The 17,368-nt window shown below is 41.8% G+C and carries 12 protein-coding genes and 1 tRNA gene; 10 read left to right on the forward strand and 3 right to left on the reverse strand.

What is annotated here, in order from left to right:
- The first annotated feature begins 87 nt into the window (after nt 1-87).
- The 4 genes from IEX80_RS08940 (at nt 88) to IEX80_RS08955 (ending at nt 8,156) form a co-directional block, all read left to right on the forward strand.
- Nucleotides 88-921: a glycoside hydrolase family 16 protein gene (locus IEX80_RS08940; protein ID WP_188832688.1), complete on the forward strand. Its 834-nt coding sequence runs from the start codon at nt 88-90 to the stop codon at nt 919-921.
- Nucleotides 922-1,500: 579 nt separating this feature from the next.
- The gene (locus IEX80_RS08945) at nt 1,501-4,686 is read left to right on the forward strand and encodes a SusC/RagA family TonB-linked outer membrane protein (protein ID WP_229701569.1); all 3,186 of its coding nucleotides are present in this window, start codon (nt 1,501-1,503) and stop codon (nt 4,684-4,686) included.
- Nucleotides 4,687-4,704: 18 nt separating this feature from the next.
- Nucleotides 4,705-6,393, forward strand: a complete 1,689-nt coding sequence (locus IEX80_RS08950; protein WP_176627584.1) for a RagB/SusD family nutrient uptake outer membrane protein — start codon at nt 4,705-4,707, stop codon at nt 6,391-6,393.
- A gap of 149 nt (nt 6,394-6,542) precedes the next feature.
- On the forward strand, nt 6,543-8,156 hold the full coding sequence (locus IEX80_RS08955; RefSeq protein WP_188832689.1) for an FG-GAP repeat domain-containing protein: 1,614 nt from the start codon (nt 6,543-6,545) through the stop codon (nt 8,154-8,156).
- A 48-nt stretch (nt 8,157-8,204) separates the two neighbouring features.
- Here IEX80_RS08955 and IEX80_RS08960 read toward each other — a convergent pair whose 3' ends face one another.
- The 3 genes from IEX80_RS08960 to IEX80_RS08970 form a co-directional block, all read right to left on the reverse strand.
- The gene (locus tag IEX80_RS08960; protein WP_176627586.1) at nt 8,205-8,633 is read right to left on the reverse strand and encodes a GNAT family N-acetyltransferase; all 429 of its coding nucleotides are present in this window, start codon (nt 8,631-8,633) and stop codon (nt 8,205-8,207) included.
- 509 nt (nt 8,634-9,142) lie between these two features.
- Nucleotides 9,143-9,229: transfer RNA gene (locus IEX80_RS08965), tRNA-Ser, on the reverse strand.
- Nucleotides 9,230-9,313: 84 nt separating this feature from the next.
- Nucleotides 9,314-11,383 (reverse strand): HD family phosphohydrolase, encoded by a 2,070-nt coding sequence (locus IEX80_RS08970; RefSeq protein ID WP_188832690.1) that lies wholly within the window; start codon nt 11,381-11,383, stop codon nt 9,314-9,316.
- A 114-nt stretch (nt 11,384-11,497) separates the two neighbouring features.
- Here IEX80_RS08970 and IEX80_RS08975 point away from each other — a divergent pair, with 114 nt between their 5' ends.
- From IEX80_RS08975 to IEX80_RS09000, 6 genes are all read left to right on the forward strand, one after another.
- Nucleotides 11,498-12,355: an SPFH domain-containing protein gene (locus IEX80_RS08975; RefSeq protein ID WP_090526686.1), complete on the forward strand. Its 858-nt coding sequence runs from the start codon at nt 11,498-11,500 to the stop codon at nt 12,353-12,355.
- A 4-nt stretch (nt 12,356-12,359) separates the two neighbouring features.
- Nucleotides 12,360-12,887: a hypothetical protein gene (locus tag IEX80_RS08980; protein WP_188832691.1), complete on the forward strand. Its 528-nt coding sequence runs from the start codon at nt 12,360-12,362 to the stop codon at nt 12,885-12,887.
- 1 nt (nt 12,888) lies between these two features.
- Nucleotides 12,889-13,065, forward strand: a complete 177-nt coding sequence (locus IEX80_RS08985) for a type II toxin-antitoxin system antitoxin (RefSeq protein ID WP_188832692.1) — start codon at nt 12,889-12,891, stop codon at nt 13,063-13,065.
- Between the two features lie 233 nt (nt 13,066-13,298).
- A complete protein-coding gene (locus tag IEX80_RS08990; RefSeq protein ID WP_188832693.1) occupies nt 13,299-14,477 on the forward strand; it encodes an acetyl-CoA C-acyltransferase in 1,179 nt (392 codons plus the stop codon).
- A 311-nt stretch (nt 14,478-14,788) separates the two neighbouring features.
- The gene (locus IEX80_RS08995) at nt 14,789-15,712 is read left to right on the forward strand and encodes a hypothetical protein (protein ID WP_188832694.1); all 924 of its coding nucleotides are present in this window, start codon (nt 14,789-14,791) and stop codon (nt 15,710-15,712) included.
- A 121-nt stretch (nt 15,713-15,833) separates the two neighbouring features.
- Nucleotides 15,834-17,312 carry a POT-type proton-dependent oligopeptide transporter gene (locus IEX80_RS09000; protein ID WP_090526676.1) on the forward strand — a complete coding sequence of 493 codons (1,479 nt, stop codon included), beginning with the start codon at nt 15,834-15,836 and terminating at the stop codon, nt 17,310-17,312.
- Nucleotides 17,313-17,368 lie beyond the last annotated feature (56 nt).

Here is a 17,368-nt window from a genome sequence, read left to right on the forward strand (position 1 = left end):
ATCCCTCCTTTATGCGTTAAACTATGCCTTATTTTGCTTCGGACGAAATCAATAAGATCATTTAAGATTTAAACTTATTTCATTATTATGATTACTAAAATAATTACTGTCCTACTGCTGATAGCAATTCCGCTCGTCGGTAAATGCCAACAGGATACGGTGGGCGGTTATAAATTGGTTTGGGCAGATGAGTTTGACGAGTACGGCTCTCCTAATCCGGATAATTGGGCATTTGAATCCGGTTTTGTACGGAATAATGAAGATCAATGGTATCAGGAGCAAAATGCAATTTGCCGCCACGGCAAATTGATAATCGAAGCACAGAGGGTACACCTGACAAATCCTGGGTACGTACCTAACAGTACCAACTGGAAACAGAAAAGACAATTTATAAATTATACATCGTCAAGCATCAATACAAGGGGCAAACACAGCTTCCAATACGGCCGCTTTATTATGCGCGGCCGTATAAGTACCGATGCCGGCCTATGGCCCGCTTTTTGGACCTTAGGTATCGAAAAGCCCTGGCCGTCTAACGGAGAAATTGATATTATGGAATATTACCAGAATAAGCTTTTGGCTAATATTGCCTGCGGTACGGCTTTGCCCTATAAAGCCAAATGGTATAGTAACACCAAGACCCTCAATACTTTCAAAGCCAACTGGAGTAAGAAATTTCATACCTGGCGCATGGATTGGGATGCCACAGCTATAAGTTTATATGTAGATGATAGCCTGCTCAATCATGTCGAGCTAAAAGATCTTATTAATCAGGACGGCACTCAATTTAACCCTTTTATGCAGCCTCATTATATATTGCTGAACCTTGCAATAGGGGGCGACAATGGTGGCGATCCATCTGCCACAAAATTCCCTAAACGGTTTGAAGTTGATTACGTTCGGGTGTATCAAAAAAATTAAAGCGCCGGATCAATACATTTTGTTTGCTGCCTTTTAAAATTGTCATATATACATTATTCCTCACCAAAAACAGGGACATAAGACCGTTTTATTTTAAAAACGTTGCATATAATGGATTTTATCCCCTTTTTTTTACAGCTTTACCCCCTTTTTTTCCAAAAAAATAGCGCTTAATTGTCGCTACCAATTAACATAGACTGTTTGTTATACCCTGCAAAAAAATTATACAGCCTTTTCGTACAGATTTTTTATTTGTTAAAAATTGCCTGCTGATGTTGTTCAATAATATAGCTTCTTAAGTTTTAAGAAACACCAGGCTATAATTATTAATGCAAGCTTAAAACGGGAAGCTACCATTGTTCTTTGAAATTACTACCTGAATTGCGCCCTAAATTTAAACTGTTATTTTAACAATTATTCTATTAACTCATTTCATAACCTAACAAAAAATTATGGCAAGACAGAAAAACTAAAAAGGAAAAAGGAAAACGGACCACGATCCAAACGCATTAACAAATGCCAAGTTTTAAATTCTAATCACTCCCAATTATGCAATATTTTTTACCTGATAAAATATCTTTGAGAAGAAAATCCGGGTCAGTAGTTTTATCACTGATCCTGCTGATAGCTATGCAAACAAGCAGCTATGCAGCTATTGTCTTTAATTCTTTCAGCGGAATAAAACTTAACCGATATACCGCCGCTGTACCTATTAAAGGTAAAGTAATTGACAAAACCACCGGCGAAACCATCATCGGCGCATCTGTAAAAATCAAAGGAACCAGCACAGGTGCCGTTACAGACGTAAATGGTAGCTTCACGCTTAATGCCGACCCTAACGCAGTTCTGGTGATTTCCTACATCGGTTATGAACAGGCTGAGTTCCCGTTGAACGGACAAACCTCGGTAACCATCAGGTTACAGGTAAATGCCAAAAACCTGAATGAGGTAATCGTGGTAGGTTACGGTACCCAAAAGAAAACATCTTCAACTGCAGCCGTATCAACCATTCAAACTACCGAAATTGCGAAAAAACCGGTGGTTAACTTAACCAACAGCCTTGTTGGCCGTGCCTCTGGCTTAATCATAACCCAGGGTAGCGGCGAACCAGGTTATGACGGTTCAAACATATTGATCAGGGGCATCGGATCAACCGGCGGCAGTTCTCCCCTGCTTATTGTTGATGGTGTGCCACGCGATTTCAGCCGTCTTGATCCAAACACTATCGAAAACGTATCGGTATTAAAAGACGCTGCTGCTGTTGCTCCATATGGTGTGGCGGGCGCAAATGGCGTAATACTGGTTACTACCAAAAAAGGTAAATCGGGCAAACCTACTTTAACTTATAACGGTTATTATGGCCTCCAGAACCCCACCAAAGTACCAACCTTTGTGGGTTCGTATGAGTATGCATTGCTGCGTAATGAGGCCAATGCCAATGATGCAAAAGATCAAGGTGTTCCTTATGTTCCGTTTGCAACAGATGACGATCTTCAAAAATTCAAAGACCATTCAGATCCTGATGGTCACGCTGATGGTCACCCTTTACAGCAAATTATCCAAAAAAACCGCCCCATAACCTATCATAACGTAACACTATCTGGCGGTACAGAAGATATTAAATATTTTGCTGCTTTAGGTTATACGCACCAGGATGGTATGTGGAGCACAACTTATCTTAACAAGTACAATGGCTCGTTAAACCTAACGGCAAACGCTACTAAAACCACTACAATATCATTGTCTGTGAACAGCTATGTAGAGGATCAGCATTTCCCATCCCAGAGTGCTGCAACGATTATAGGTCAGGCACAACGCCAGGCACCAACCACACCTATTTACTACAGTAATGGCTTGTGGTCTGGCTATATCGGTCAATCATTAATAGGCGAAATTTATCATAGCGGTTATCAATTTAATGAAAATACGGCCGTATTGTCGCAGTTTACTATTGACCAAAAGCTTCCGATCAAAGGTTTAAGCCTGAAGGGCGTAATTAGTTATGATAATGGGCCTGATCCGTTGTTCACAGGAAATCAAACATCTTTCCAGCGTATTTACGCCACACCGATACCTTTTTACAACGTTGACACAAGCCATATTCCTTACACTTACAATACAGGTATACAAGGCAATGATAAAGCTACATTTACCGAAAACTACAGCCAAAATCACACATTAACTATACAGGGCTTGTTATCGTATTCAGGTTCATTTGGTAAAAGCGATATCACGGCTTTAGGCGTATTTGAAAGCCGCCGCGTAAAATATCAAATTTTTGGTGCCACTAAATACAATTATAACCTTAATATTGACGAACTGGATTTTGGTGGCCCGGCCGCCGCGGATGCAACTAACTTCGGTCATTCCGAAGGCCAAAAACAAATTGGTTATGTTTATAGGGTGGGATATTCCTATGACAAAAAATACCTGCTTGAAGCGTCAGGAAGATATGACGGAAGCTATTTATTTGCACCCGGCCACAGATATGGCTTTTTCCCTGCTTTTTCTGCCGGTTGGCGCTTGTCTGAAGAAAAATTTATAAAAGACAATATTCTCTGGCTTGACAATTTAAAAATCCGGGCATCTTGGGGAAAATCAGGTGCATATCCAAGGCTCGGTGGCACAATCCAAACATATCAGTATCAAAGCCCCTACACACCTTACGCAAACTCCGCTGTTATCAATGGCAGCGCTACCCAAGGTATCTACGAAACAAGGCAGGGCAATCCTAATATTACCTGGGAAAAAGCAACGAAAACCGACATCGGGTTTGAAGCTACATTATGGAAAGGCCTTTTAAATATTGAGGCAGATTACTTTTATGAAAAAAGGGGCAACATGCTTGTGAGTATCGCAAACACGCTACCTGGAGAATATGGATTAGGCGTGGGCCTTGTAAATGGAGGCATCATGAGCAATCATGGTATCGATCTGACATTGCAAAGTTCCCATAGCTTCTCAAAAGACCTGCGTTTAGATGTTACGGGTACTTTTACATTTGCAAGGAACAAGCTATTACAAACTTTCGAAAACAGCGCAACGGCAAATAATCCTAACAGAAGACAGACGGACAGGCCTTTAAACACGATATTCGGCTACCAGGCATTAGGTTATTTTAAAACAACAGATTTTAACCCAGATGGATCATTGAAAGCTGGTATACCAGTTCCTTCTTTCGGGACGGTTAGAGCAGGTGATATCCAATATGCTGATTTAAGTGGGCCCGATGGAAAACCAGACGGCAAGATAGATGCTAACGATCAAACGGTAATCGGTCATCCAAATACCCCGGAGATCATCTATGGTCTGGAACCGAGGTTAACGTTTAAAAACTTTGATCTTGATGTTTTATTCCAAGGTTCGGGTAATAGTAATATTGTTATCAGCAACTATTTCGCCTTCCCATTCAACGCGTCTGGTTCGGCGTCACAGTTGGTGTATGACAACCATTGGACACCTTCTACCCCAAATGCCTTATATCCGAGGGTTACCGGTACACCGACCTCAAATAATACACAAACCTCGTCCTGGTTTGTCAGGAATGACTCCTACATCAGATTAAAAAGCTTTGAACTCGGTTACACTTTGTCAAACAGGCTACTGAAAAACAAGATTCAATCAATTAGGATCTATCTTGCAGGTCAAAACGTTATTAACTACTTACCGCACGTAAAGGAGATCATTGATCCTGAAAACAGCGGTAGCAATACCAACTACTACCAACAGCGTGTATTTTCATTAGGTTTAAATGTCACCTTTTAACTAAAAATAAGAAAAGCGATGAAACAGAATTTTATAAAATACAGAGAGCTTTTTTTACTTGCTTTGCTTATTATAAGTATCAGTGGTTGTAAAAAGGACAGCTCTTTAGATGTTACGAATAAAGCATCACTATCAGACCAAGCGACATTCAATTCGCAAGGTAACGCAGACCTTTTTGTGAACGATATATACAATCAAATTCCCGATGTCAATAACGACTATCAGCTTACCGAGCAATATGCTGATAATAGTTTTTGCGGAGCGGCCTGGGAAAACGGGCAAGCTACAGTAAGGGTTGGTTCAATTGGACCAAGCAACGTACCTACCGGCCCCGGCAGTATGTGGTCATGGGAAGGGAACTATACCAAAATACGAAAATGCAATGTATTTCTGCAGCAGGCTGCTTTAAATAAAGCAAAGTATACCGACGACTGGTATAAGCAACGCGTTGCGGAGGTTACATTTCTAAGAGCTTACTTCTACTCACTGTTGTTCACAGCTTATGGCGGGGTGCCTATTATTACTGTCCCACTTGACAACCGGAATGGAAGCGACATTTTTACCGCCCGTGGCACTATTGATGAGACTGTTGCTTTTATTGAGGCTGATTGCGATGCCGCAGCCGCTGTTTTACCCACAAAAGCAGCACAAACCGGGAGAGCTACCAAAGGCGCCGCATTAACACTTAAGGGCTGGGTAGAGCTTTTTGCAGCCAGTCCGTTGGTAAACACGGCCAATGACGCGGGAAAATGGAGTAAAGCAGCAGCTACCAACAAATCAGTGATGGATATGGGTACTTATAGCCTGTTCAACACTTCGGCTACTTCTTATGCCGACCAGTTTCTATCGGCAAACAACTGGAATGTTGAAACGATATTTGCCCGTGGTTATGCTACAGGGCCTGCAAAGGGTAGTCACCGGGAAGGTTACCTGGGCCCGGTTTATGTCAACGGCGTTCAGCAGTCATGGGGAAACCTTGCTCCAACACAGGGCCTGATTGATGATTACTCGATGGATAATGGCTTGCCTATTACAGATGCGGCTTCAGGATATAACCCTCAAGCCCCTTACACCCATCGTGAGCAACGTTTTTATCAATCTATATTATACGATGGTGCAGCCTGGCAGGGAGATATCATAAAAACGCGGATAGGCGGCAGTAACCAGATAGATCTTGCTTCTGCAAGCGATATCACCAATACCGGTTATTATGCCCGTAAAACGCTTGATGAAAGCATCACCGGGCAAACCAGTATCAACCTGGCGCCAAGTTTTGCCAATTACATTATTTTCCGCTATGCGGAAGTATTGCTAAGTTATGCCGAAGCGCAAAATGAAGCGGTTGGACCGGATGCGTCGGTTTATGACGCGGTTAATAAGGTGAGGGCGAGATCTGCCTTGCCTGCTGTAAAAGCCGGCTTAACCAAGGATCAAATGCGTGTATATATTCGTCGCGAACGGCGTATTGAGCTCGCATTTGAGGATAAGCGATGGTTTGACATCCGCAGATGGCTGATAACTACCGGCACAAACGGTGTGCTTACCACGCCGGAATATGGCATGAAGATCGAAGCCGGTGGGTCAGGGCTAACGTATACCCCGGTTAAGATATTTACCAATACCTTCTTCGAGCGGCAAAACTGGATGCCAATTCCGCAAGCGGAAATTGACAAGAATAAAAAACTGGTACAAAACCCAGGATACTAAAGATTAATACTTTGATTTTAAATAACCCCGGGGCAAATGTCCAGGGGTTATGTATTTAAAAACTACTCTCACCGATTAATATTTTTTAGCTTTAAGCTTTGTGCATTCTGTTTTTAGCTTTTGTATATTAAACGCCTTCTAAAATATTCATGAATAATAAACCTGATAGTCACCGTCCTGCAAAAAATCGCAAAGTTGTAATTGTTGGTTCGATTGTTTTGGTCATAACCGTTTTGGTAGTTTATTCAATATGGCATTTCTCTGAAAACAAACAGGATAATGCCGGTACAGATCTACGTACCGATTACCCCCTGGCAACCCTTCAAAGCATTGCCAGGGGAAAGATCTTATCTCAACAATACTGCCGCTCGTGCCATATGCTGCCCGACCCAGCCCTGCTTAACAGGTTTAAGTGGAAAAATGTATTTCCGCAAATGGGTTTACGTATGGGCATTAAAGCTTACAGAGGCGAATCATACGTTGGTACAATTAAGGGCGACGATTTGATTGTGCCCGACAAGCCCGCATTAAATGAGGAACAATGGCAGGATATTATCGATTATTACATGAACACCGCCCCTATTGCCTTACCTGCACAAAACAGGCCTATGGCTATTAAACGGGAGCTTCCCTTTTTTAACATCCAAAAACCACAGCAATCATTTGACGGCAAACAGGTGTTGGGCTGCTATGTAAGAATTGACAACAGCGTTAAGCCCGCCCGTGTTTTTATTGCCAACGGGCAAACAAAAAAGCTTTATCTTTTATCAGGTCAATTAAATATCATCGATTCGGTATCAACAACCGGCCCTGTGGTTGATATGCTTTTCGACCATGGCAATACCATGGTCTGCACCATAGGCAATGAATTAGGTGCCAACAGTGATAAACTGGGGACTATAACCCCATTAACCATTTCCGCCGAAGGCAAAATGCAATTAGCATCTCAGCCTGTATTCAATAAGCTTGGTCGCCCGGTTCAAATACTGGCGGCCGATTTGAATAACGACAACAAAACCGACTATGTTATTTGTGAATTTGGGAGTATAACGGGCGGGCTTTGCTGGATGGAAAATTTGGGTACCGGCACTTTTACCAAGCATGTAATAAGTAATTTACCCGGAGCCATAAAAGCATATATTGATTATAAGGATAAAAAATTATCCGGCCTGTACGTGCTTTTTGCACAGGGCGAAGAAGGGATTTTCCATTTCGAAAACAAAGGGAGCGGCAAATTTGATTCAAAGGAAATTTTAAGGTTCCCGCCGATCTATGGGTCATCCTACTTTGAAATGGTTGACATGAACCATGACGGGTATAAAGACATAGTTTACACCTGCGGCGATAACGGGAATGCAACGCTGGTATTAAAACCATACCATGGTGTCTACATTTTTTTAAACGACGGAAAAGACGATTACAAACAGCGATATTTTTACCCTATAAACGGCTGCTATAAAGCTATCGCTAAAGATTTTGATGGTGACGGGAATATTGATCTTGCAACGATCAGTCTTTTTACCGATGCAAAGCAGCCTGAAGAAGGCTTTGTATATCTAAAAAACATCGGCAACTTAAACTTTGTCCCATATGCTTTCCCTGCCGATACAAAGTTTGAACGTGCGGTAACTCTTGATGCCGGTGATATAAACGGTGATGGAAAACCCGACCTCCTTATCGGAAATGCTTTTTTTGATTTTGGCCCCTTCAGCTATAATATCAAAGAGCCGCTTTTCTACATTTTGAAAAACGCTTCGAAGTGAAAGCAACAACTAATTTTCAATGCAAATGATCAGGATTATTTGAGGAAACTATAGCTGTTTTTCAAACACCATATATACATCGTTATTACCCACATATATAAAGCCTAACCTTTTACAAATATTTACTGCTTTGATGTTGTCAGCATTCACCTCGGTGCGGCATTTTTCAAATCCCTTCATTGTTAAATCTTTTAATGCAAATTCAACAAGCCTTCGGCCATAACCCATCCGTTTTGTAGAAGGATCAATGATCAGCATGGAGATAAACCCAACTTTATTCTCATAATCATTGGCATAATAAGCCAAAAAACCCTGTAAAGCATCCTGTGCCATAATAGTTATGATACATGCTTTTTCAATTAACTTATCAATATAACCATCCAAATCGCCTACTTCAAACAACCCGCTTTCATCGTTGATCATCAGGTTCATTAAATCATAAATTTTCGACTTTAGGTAAGTTCCCTGTTCAATCATGATTGGTATAAAATTTATTTTACTTAATTAAAATCGGTTATATCAGCCAGGTTGGCGACAAGTAACAGAGCAGATTAATACATATTAACCCTTTATCGAAAATCAAATAATGCCGATATAAAAGTGACTGATATTTAGATTACAGAACCAATTTATAGGTATGTTTTTAAAGAAACAACAAGAGTAAAATAATGGTATTAAATTGTATATGACTGCACATAAGGTTTACACCATTTGTAAACCGTTTTTTTAGAGTTTCCATCGATAGTGGATAAGCCACAACATATTGCCCCTTGTTAGCCAATTTGGTTTTGACTGCCTTAGTTATCAGGATCAAATAGTTAAGAATGTAAATGAAATTGGTGAAAAGGGGCAATCAAAATGGTATTTCAATAGCTTCCATTTGTGCAAATGTAAGCGTTTAATGGATGTAAGTAAACAGTATCGGCTTTTATGACGGGACCTGTAGAAACAAAAAAAGGACCGCAACTTGCGATCCTCTTGCGAAGCGGAGAGAGAGGGATTCGAACCCTCGGTACCGTTTCCAGTACGACAGTTTAGCAAACTGTTCCTTTCGGCCTCTCAGGCATCTCTCCGTTTTGTTTTTTAAACTATATCCCTTTTTTCAGGGACTGCAAATATAGTAATTCAAGTATCCCCGCAAAAAAAAATTACATTTTTTAATAATCTATTCTAACATGATAAATACTCATCAGCATGCGCTTAAAAATAGCCTTGATTGTTTCTATGTCTTTCAAAGTTATATTACTGTCTTTCAACTGGTTTTGATCAAGCTTGTATTTTACAATACGGTCTACCAGTACACTAATGGATTCTTCATCGGGCTCTTTTAATGAGCGCGATGCGGCCTCAACTGAGTCGGCAAGCATTAAAACGGCACCTTCTTTGGTAAAAGGAATGGGGCCGGGATAGCGAAAAATGTTCTCGTTAATGAATTTTTCCGGAAAATTTTTCAATGACGACTGGTAAAAATAATCCACGCGGGTATTACCATGATGGGTACGGATAAAATCAATCACCACCTCGGGCAGGTTGGACTTGCGTGCCATTTCAATACCCCTGCTCACGTGGCGGATAATGATCTGGGCACTTTCTTCATAAGGCAGTTTATCATGCGGGTTAAAGCCCGAACTTTGGTTTTCGATAAAAAACAAAGGGTTTTCCATTTTGCCAATATCATGATAAAGCGCCCCTGCCCTAACCAGTAAGGCGTTGCCGCCAACTGCATAAATAGCGTTTTCGGCCAGGTTAGCTACCTGCAGCGAATGCTGAAAGGTGCCCGGAGCGTTAAAAGCCAGTTCGCGCAGCAATGGCGCATTGGTATTGGTTAATTCGATGAGCGTAATTTCGGAAGTGATGGCAAAAACCTTCTCGAACAAATAAATAAGCGGGTAAGCCAGCAGGGTAAGCAGTACGCTAACTACAAAAGGCAAAAAGTCCATCCAGTCGATGTTCAGGAAATCACCCTCACGAATAAAGGTAATCCCCAAAAATGCCACGAAGTAGGTAAAAATGATGATCACTGCCGAGATCAGAAACTGTTCGCGGCGTACCAGGTTTTTAATACTGTAGATGGATACCATACCCGCCGTAATTTCATAATAAGCAAACTCAAAGCTGTTAGGCACAAAAAAACCGGCTATGAGCACCACCAGCAAATGGATATTAAGCGCCAAACGGGTATCAAACAATATCCGGATAATAATAGGTACTATACAATAAGGGATATAGTACAAATTAGTCGGGAACTGGAGTTTTATAGCCAGCGATAAAGTGGCCAGCATGGTAGTAATTACCAGTAATATCAAACTTACCAACCTGTTATCGGCGTAAATATCCTTACGAAAAAGATACAGGAAAATCATGAGCAGCGAGATAGCTATAGCCACCAGGAAAAATTGCCCCAAGAGGACTAAGTTTCTGTTACCGTTAACACGGGCGTTATCCTCAAACGCTTTTTTAAATGATTCCAGTTTTTGATAAACATCATCATTAACTACCGAGCCTTTGTAAACTATCACCTCTCCTTTTTGCACCATTCCGCGTGTTACCGAAAGACCATCTACAACTTCCTTCTCCAGTCTTGAAGTAAGGTTATTATCATAGGCAAGATTATTTTGGAGGCGGTTGCTGATCAGATCGAGCAGGAAGGCTTTATCTAAATCAGTATGCCTGCTCAATACCTTATCACAATAAGCCTGCGCTTTTTCTTTGGTAAACAGCTCACTGGTGTTTTTATCAGTGGCCACATTCTTATCCAGGATTCGTATAGGGTAATTCTCTGAACTTTGCTGGTATTTGGCATTAGGCTTAAAAACCCCTGTCTGGTAAATTTCGGTCAATAAATCGGTACCGACAGCAATGTACTTTGGCTTAAGTTTATCATTGATACCGGCATTGTGCCATTTAATTTCCAGGTCGGCTTTAAAACCTTCAATCTGCTGGCTTTGCATCCCTGCGTCCAGCTGGTAAATTGGCGTTATGCTTTCCAGCGCCGATTTTTGATCGGCCATGATTTCCTGCGGTGTTTTTAGTATTGCGAAATTATAGGGCGATACCAGGTCTTTCTGGTTCCAGATCCTCCCCTTTTCGTGCTCGTAGCTAAATTTTGCCTGTTTCGGTAAAAAGTAAACAATAAGCACGATACTAATCAGCATCATCAAAAACTTAACATTACGGGCGTATTTGCGCAGTAAAGCCTTTTGGCGCGAAGTGGATAGTTTTGCCATTTAAATGATTAACCTGCCAAAAATAATATAAGTTTCTGTTATATGCAGTTTTTCTTGCTTTTGTAAAAATAAATTTGATATCTTTATGATATCATTTTAAAATCAAACTAAATCATGAATCCTGAAAAAACCATCAACCCGCCATCGGGTTTTGCTGTGCTTATTGTATTCCTTGCATTACTGGTAATAGCTGCCCTTTGCTTTTGGGCGGGTGAAGAACCTATTGGCGCTATGTTAGCTATCATCGGCTTCGTTTTTCTGCTCCCGGGACTTGTTGTCGTTAATCCTAACGAATCAAAAGTGCTTACCCTTTTCGGCAAGTACCTGGGTACTGTAAAAAAAGATGGCTTTTTTTGGGTGAACCCTTTCACCGTAAAAAGAAAAGTATCATTAAGAGCCTTTAACCTTAACGGCCAACAACTGAAAGTAAACGATAGCATTGGTAACCCTATTGAAATTGCCGCTGTTATTGTATGGCAGATAAAAGATACCGCCGCTGCCGTGTTTGCAGTTGAAAATTACATTCAATATGTAAATATCCAGAGCGAAGCCGCGGTAAGGCACTTGGCCAACTCATTTCCTTATGATAACCTGGAGGATGAAACCGCAGCCATCACCCTGCGCGGTGGCGCCGAACAGGTAAGCTCAATGTTGGAGAAGGAATTGAACGAAAGGCTCGACCGCGCCGGCATTGAGGTATTAGAAGCCCGCATCTCCCATTTGGCCTACGCGCCTGAAATTGCACATTCCATGCTGCAGGTACAGCAGGCATCGGCCATCATAGCAGCCCGTAAGCTGATAGTTGAAGGTGCCGTTGGCATGGTTGAAATGGCACTGAACAAGCTATCCGAAAAAAACATAGTTGAACTTGACGAGGAACGCAAGGCAGCCATGGTAAGCAATCTGCTGGTTGTACTTTGCGGTGATAAAGCTGTTAACCCTGTTGTTAATACCGGTACTTTATACCATTAATACCATGGATCAATTCAGAAGCTTTGATCAGCTCCGCGTATCGGAATTACCAGTACTGAGGCATGGTTTTTGGCGACCATGGTACGAACTTACCGACGGGCAGTTTAGCTATGGTAAGCTCACCTATACGGGAGCTTTAAAACGCGCTTGCTTACTGGAAACAGCGAATGGAAACTGGATAGTAAAACGCAAGAACTGGTTAGGCCGAAAACTTGCTATTGAGCAGTCCGATGGCATGGAAACAGGTTTGGTGACACCAGACATCTGGAACCGTAAGATAACGCTCAATTTAAACAATGGGCTCATGGCTACTTTTTATAACAAAAAGATCCTTTCACGCACCTGTACCTTGGTAAACGAGCAATTGGGCGATATCCTGAATGTAGAAACCAAAATATGGAGCCGGAAAAAGCCATTTATTGTAAAAATGAACCTCGATATGATCAAAAAAGTACCAGAACTGCCGCTATTGGCGTTACTGGGCATAAATTTAGTTTTGTTAAAACAGGCCCAGGCAGCGGCCGCAAGTTGATATGGCCGAAAAAAAAGCATTTGTATTACGCATTAACCCCGACATGCTGAAGGAGATTGAGAGCTGGGCTGCCGAAGAATTCAGAAGCACCAACGGCCAGATCGAATACCTCATGCAACAAGCCCTGCACGCCAGGAAAAAAGGAAGTTCGAAGAAGAAAAAGGAAGATAGTGATTAGTGGCAGTAGCAGTAGGTAGCAACTGTTTGCCGTTTATAGTTTGCAGTTAGTATAATTATTGTCCTATTACAAAAGCCCTAATTTTACATAATCAAAAAACTGCAAACTAAACTATCAACTGATTTAAAACCTGCTACTGCAACTAAAAAACTGCAACTAATTTTATTATGCATGCATAGTATTTTCTTTCATCCAAATCACTAAATTTGCCCACCAATTTTAATGAGGGACACATGAAAGAAGTTGTAATAGTAGCGGCTACACGCACACCTATAGGTAGTTTTGGAGGCAGCCTGGCTGCTATCGGCGCCACACAGTTAGGCGCGGCAGTCATCAAATCGGCAGTTGAAAAAGCGGGCTTACGGCCCGATCAGGTTCAGGAAATTTATATGGGCAATGTAATGTCGGCCAATGTTGGGCAGGCGCCGGCAACACAGGCAGCTATTTTTGCCGGGCTCCCCTATCTGCCCGCAACAACGGTTAATAAAGTTTGTGCATCGGGTATGAAAGCCATTATGTTAGCCGCCCAAAGCATAGCCATAGGGCAAAACGACATTGTTGTTGCCGGCGGCATGGAAAGTATGAGCAACGTACCCTATTACCTGGATAAGGCCCGCAACGGTTACCGTTTAGGTAACGGGCAAATCATTGACGGTTTGGTAAAAGACGGTCTTTGGGATGTTTACAACGACTATCATATGGGCTCAGCAGCCGAACTTTGCGCTACCGACTGCAACATCAGCCGGGAGGAACAGGATGCATATGCCATCCTATCATACCAGCGTGCCCAAAAAGCACAGGCAGACGGAAAATTTAAAGATGAAATAACTCCTGTTGGCCTTAAAGACAAAAAAGGCGATATCACGATGTTCGCCGAAGATGAGGAACCTCAAACAGTTAAGTTTGACAAGATCCCATCATTAAAACCCGTATTTAAAAAAGACGGCACGGTTACGGCCGCCAACGCGTCGACCCTGAATGATGGCGCAGCAGCTGTAGTGCTTATGAGCCGCGAAAAAGCAGATGAACTTGGCATAAAGCCGCTTGCTAAAATAGTATCTTATGCCGATGCCCAGCAGGCACCCGAATGGTTTACCACTGCGCCCTCAAAAGCTATTCCGCTGGCACTGCACAGGGCGGGCCTGCAAAATTCCGATATCGACTTCTTTGAGATCAATGAAGCCTTCTCTGTAGTATCAATAGCCAACAACCAGCTTTTGAACCTCGACCCGGAAAAAGTAAACGTTAACGGTGGTGCTGTTTCATTGGGCCACCCTCTCGGCGCTTCGGGTGCGCGAATCATTGTTACCCTTTTACACGTATTAAAGCAAAATAACGGTAAATATGGCGCTGCAGGTATCTGTAACGGAGGCGGCGGTGCCAGTGCAATGGTTATCGAAAATTTACGTTAGTATTTTATAAATAACGTCATTATAAGCAAAATATATTTTTAGTGATGTTGCGTGTGGGCGCGTTAGGGATTGCAGTGAAAAGCCCACAGCGCGGGTTGCGGTTGCGAGCAGGAAAAGCGAGGACTTGTAACGGAAAGCCCGGGCCGCAGGCAACGCCCATATTTATAAAATAGATTATAAAATACAATACTAACCAACAGCTTACAATTACATCATTATAAGAAACGAAACAATCTTATTCTATATAAAGAAACTTGCAAAGCCATCTCGCAAAGACATAAAAAATAAGCTCAACTAATTAAATTAAAATAGTGACAAAAAAAACCCTTCTTACTATCCTCTCCATACTGCTTTGCATGCAAACTTTTGCGCAATACTATGACGAAGGTACAAGGCTCAAAAAACTTAACGAATACCAGGATAGTCTCACTCGCCTTGGCAAAAAGATTGTAAATGATGAGAATGACATGGAGCGTAAAAACGCTAATTACCAGTTTATTAAAACACTGGTACAGGCGTTAAAAATCAATAACTCCTTCCTGTTCCCCTTTGATTCTGTTAAGAGCATCAGCATTGTTAACTCACCCGATAACCGTTTTCGCATCCTGAGCTGGCATGTTACAAACCTCGATGGCAGTTATCGCTTTTATGGAACTGTTCAAATAAATACCGGCGGCCCGCTCAAAATGTACCCACTCGAAGATTATTCGCCTTTATTGAAGAACCCAGAGGATTCGGTAACCGATAGCCATAAATGGTATGGTGCCCAATACTATAAGATAATGTCGGTGTACGGCCCCAAACCATATTATGTATTATTAGGGTGGAAAGGTAATACCGTTAAATCCACAAAAAAAGTGATCGATGCAATTTCATTTAACAATGGTGTGCCGCAGTTTGGCATGCCCGTGTTTAACGGCAATGGCAAAACCCGCAGCCGTGTTATATTTGAGTACGCCCGGCAGGTATCGATGCTATTGAGATTTGTGCCAGAGAAAAATATTATTGTTTTTGACCATCTTTCGGCGCCAGATGGCCGGAGTAAAGACAAACCTGAAACCTTTGGCCCCGATTTGAGTTACGATGGCTACCAATTAAAAGATGGCCGCTGGACTTATATAGAAAACCTTGACATGCGCAACATTGCCGACGGCAATTCGGCCACCGATAACGAATATATTGATCCCAAAAAGCAAGCCGCAAAAGACCGCGCCCTTTTACCGGTAAAACATTAAGAAATTAAACAACAGCAATAGCCCCAAAATCAACACTTTTATTGTTTAAATTGTAACACTTTCGGTATTAAATTTCGGATTGGAAGATTTATATTACCTTTAGCAAATTTTAAGTTAACTGATGCAAGAAAAAACTGCTCCACTAAAATCAAAATTCCCCAAGAGCGTCCCTTACATTATTGGCAATGAAGCCGCTGAACGTTTTAGCTTTTATGGCATGCGTTCCATACTTACCCTTTTTTTGGTAAAACAATTCTTTAACCCTGCAGGTAATCCCGCGTTAGCCCAACAGGCTGATGCCCATGCCAATAAGCTGAACCATTTATTTGTTATGGTGGCTTACGCTTTACCATTTGTAGGCGGCATGGTGGCCGACTGGTTTACCGGCAAATACAAGCTCATCCTTTATATTTCTGTAGTATATTGCTTTGGACACCTGTTGCTGGCGATGTTTGATACAAGCCTTAGTGGCTTTGAGATAGGTATGCTTGTTGTCGCCATCGGTGCGGGTGGTATCAAATCGTGCGTTTCGGCCAACGTAGGCGACCAGTTTGATGCCAGCAACCAGGATTTGCTCTCAAAAGTTTACGGTTGGTTTTACTTTAGCATCAATGCAGGCTCTATGTTATCAACGATTGCTATCCCTACCATTTACAAATATTACGGCCCTAAATGGGCTTTTGGTGTTCCCGGCATATTAATGGGTTTGGCAACTGTGATATTTTTTATGGGCCGCAAAAAATATGTAAAAGTGCCTCCGCAGGGCGTAAACCGAAATAACCTGGTGTTTATTACCTGGTATGCACTTACCCATTTAAGTAAAAAGAAACCAGGGCAATCATTACTTGATATTGCCAAAGAAAGTTATGACCCGGAACGTGTTGAAGGAGTTAAAGCGGTATACCGCGTAATTTCTGTATTCTTTTTTGCGCTGGCGTTTTGGGCTGTTTGGGACCAATGCCTTTCAGAATGGACGCTGTATGCTGCAAAAATGGATCGAAACATCAATCTTGGTTTTACCTCATTCCAGATAGAACCGGGTTCAATGTCTACATTTAATACCATTTTCCTCCTGTTATTCATCCCGCTTTTTAACTATGTGATTTATCCAAATTTAGATAAGATCGGGTTGAAAACAACACCTTTGCGCAGGCTCGGAGCGGGCTTGATTTTGACGGCGTTATCGTTTGTAGTTATCGGTTTTACACATGTAAGTATTGATCATGGTGGCTCTCCGTCAATGTGGTGGCAAGTGCTGGCCTTTTTAATATTATCAGCTGCGGAAGTATTGGTGTCAATTACCGGTTTGGAATATGCTTATACCCATTCTCCAAAATCAATGAAAAGTACTATGTCAGGAATTTGGTTCCTGGTTGTTTCGTTTGGAAACCTGATCACCGCCCTTGTAAATGGTCTTATTGAAGACGGGGGCTGGTGGGCTGAAAATCTTAAGGGTGCCAATTACGAATGGTTTTTTGTGGCTTTCATCAGTGTATTCATCATCATATTCCTGATCGTTTCTCCACGCCTTAAAGAAAGAAATTACATTACCGACCCTTACGTGGAAAACCAGGTTATTGCCGACACTCATAACCTGTAAAATATTACCCAAAATTGCAGGATTGCGCAAGCTTTCCTGTTTTTTTGTTTTGATGC

The organism is Mucilaginibacter rubeus, assembly GCF_014643835.1.
Taxonomy (GTDB): Bacteria; Bacteroidota; Bacteroidia; order Sphingobacteriales; family Sphingobacteriaceae; genus Mucilaginibacter; species Mucilaginibacter rubeus.

Coding starts and splice junctions, on each gene's coding strand:
- IEX80_RS08940 (WP_188832688.1), top strand. CDS start 88: ATGATTACTAAAATAATTACTGTCCTACTGCTGATAGCAATTCCGCTC.
- IEX80_RS08950 (WP_176627584.1), top strand. CDS start 4,705: ATGAAACAGAATTTTATAAAATACAGAGAGCTTTTTTTACTTGCTTTG.
- IEX80_RS08955 (WP_188832689.1), top strand. CDS start 6,543: ATGAATAATAAACCTGATAGTCACCGTCCTGCAAAAAATCGCAAAGTT.
- IEX80_RS08960 (WP_176627586.1), bottom strand. CDS start 8,633: ATGATTGAACAGGGAACTTACCTAAAGTCGAAAATTTATGATTTAATG.
- IEX80_RS08970 (WP_188832690.1), bottom strand. CDS start 11,383: ATGGCAAAACTATCCACTTCGCGCCAAAAGGCTTTACTGCGCAAATAC.
- IEX80_RS08975 (WP_090526686.1), top strand. CDS start 11,498: ATGAATCCTGAAAAAACCATCAACCCGCCATCGGGTTTTGCTGTGCTT.
- IEX80_RS08980 (WP_188832691.1), top strand. CDS start 12,360: ATGGATCAATTCAGAAGCTTTGATCAGCTCCGCGTATCGGAATTACCA.
- IEX80_RS08985 (WP_188832692.1), top strand. CDS start 12,889: ATGGCCGAAAAAAAAGCATTTGTATTACGCATTAACCCCGACATGCTG.
- IEX80_RS08990 (WP_188832693.1), top strand. CDS start 13,299: ATGAAAGAAGTTGTAATAGTAGCGGCTACACGCACACCTATAGGTAGT.
- IEX80_RS09000 (WP_090526676.1), top strand. CDS start 15,834: ATGCAAGAAAAAACTGCTCCACTAAAATCAAAATTCCCCAAGAGCGTC.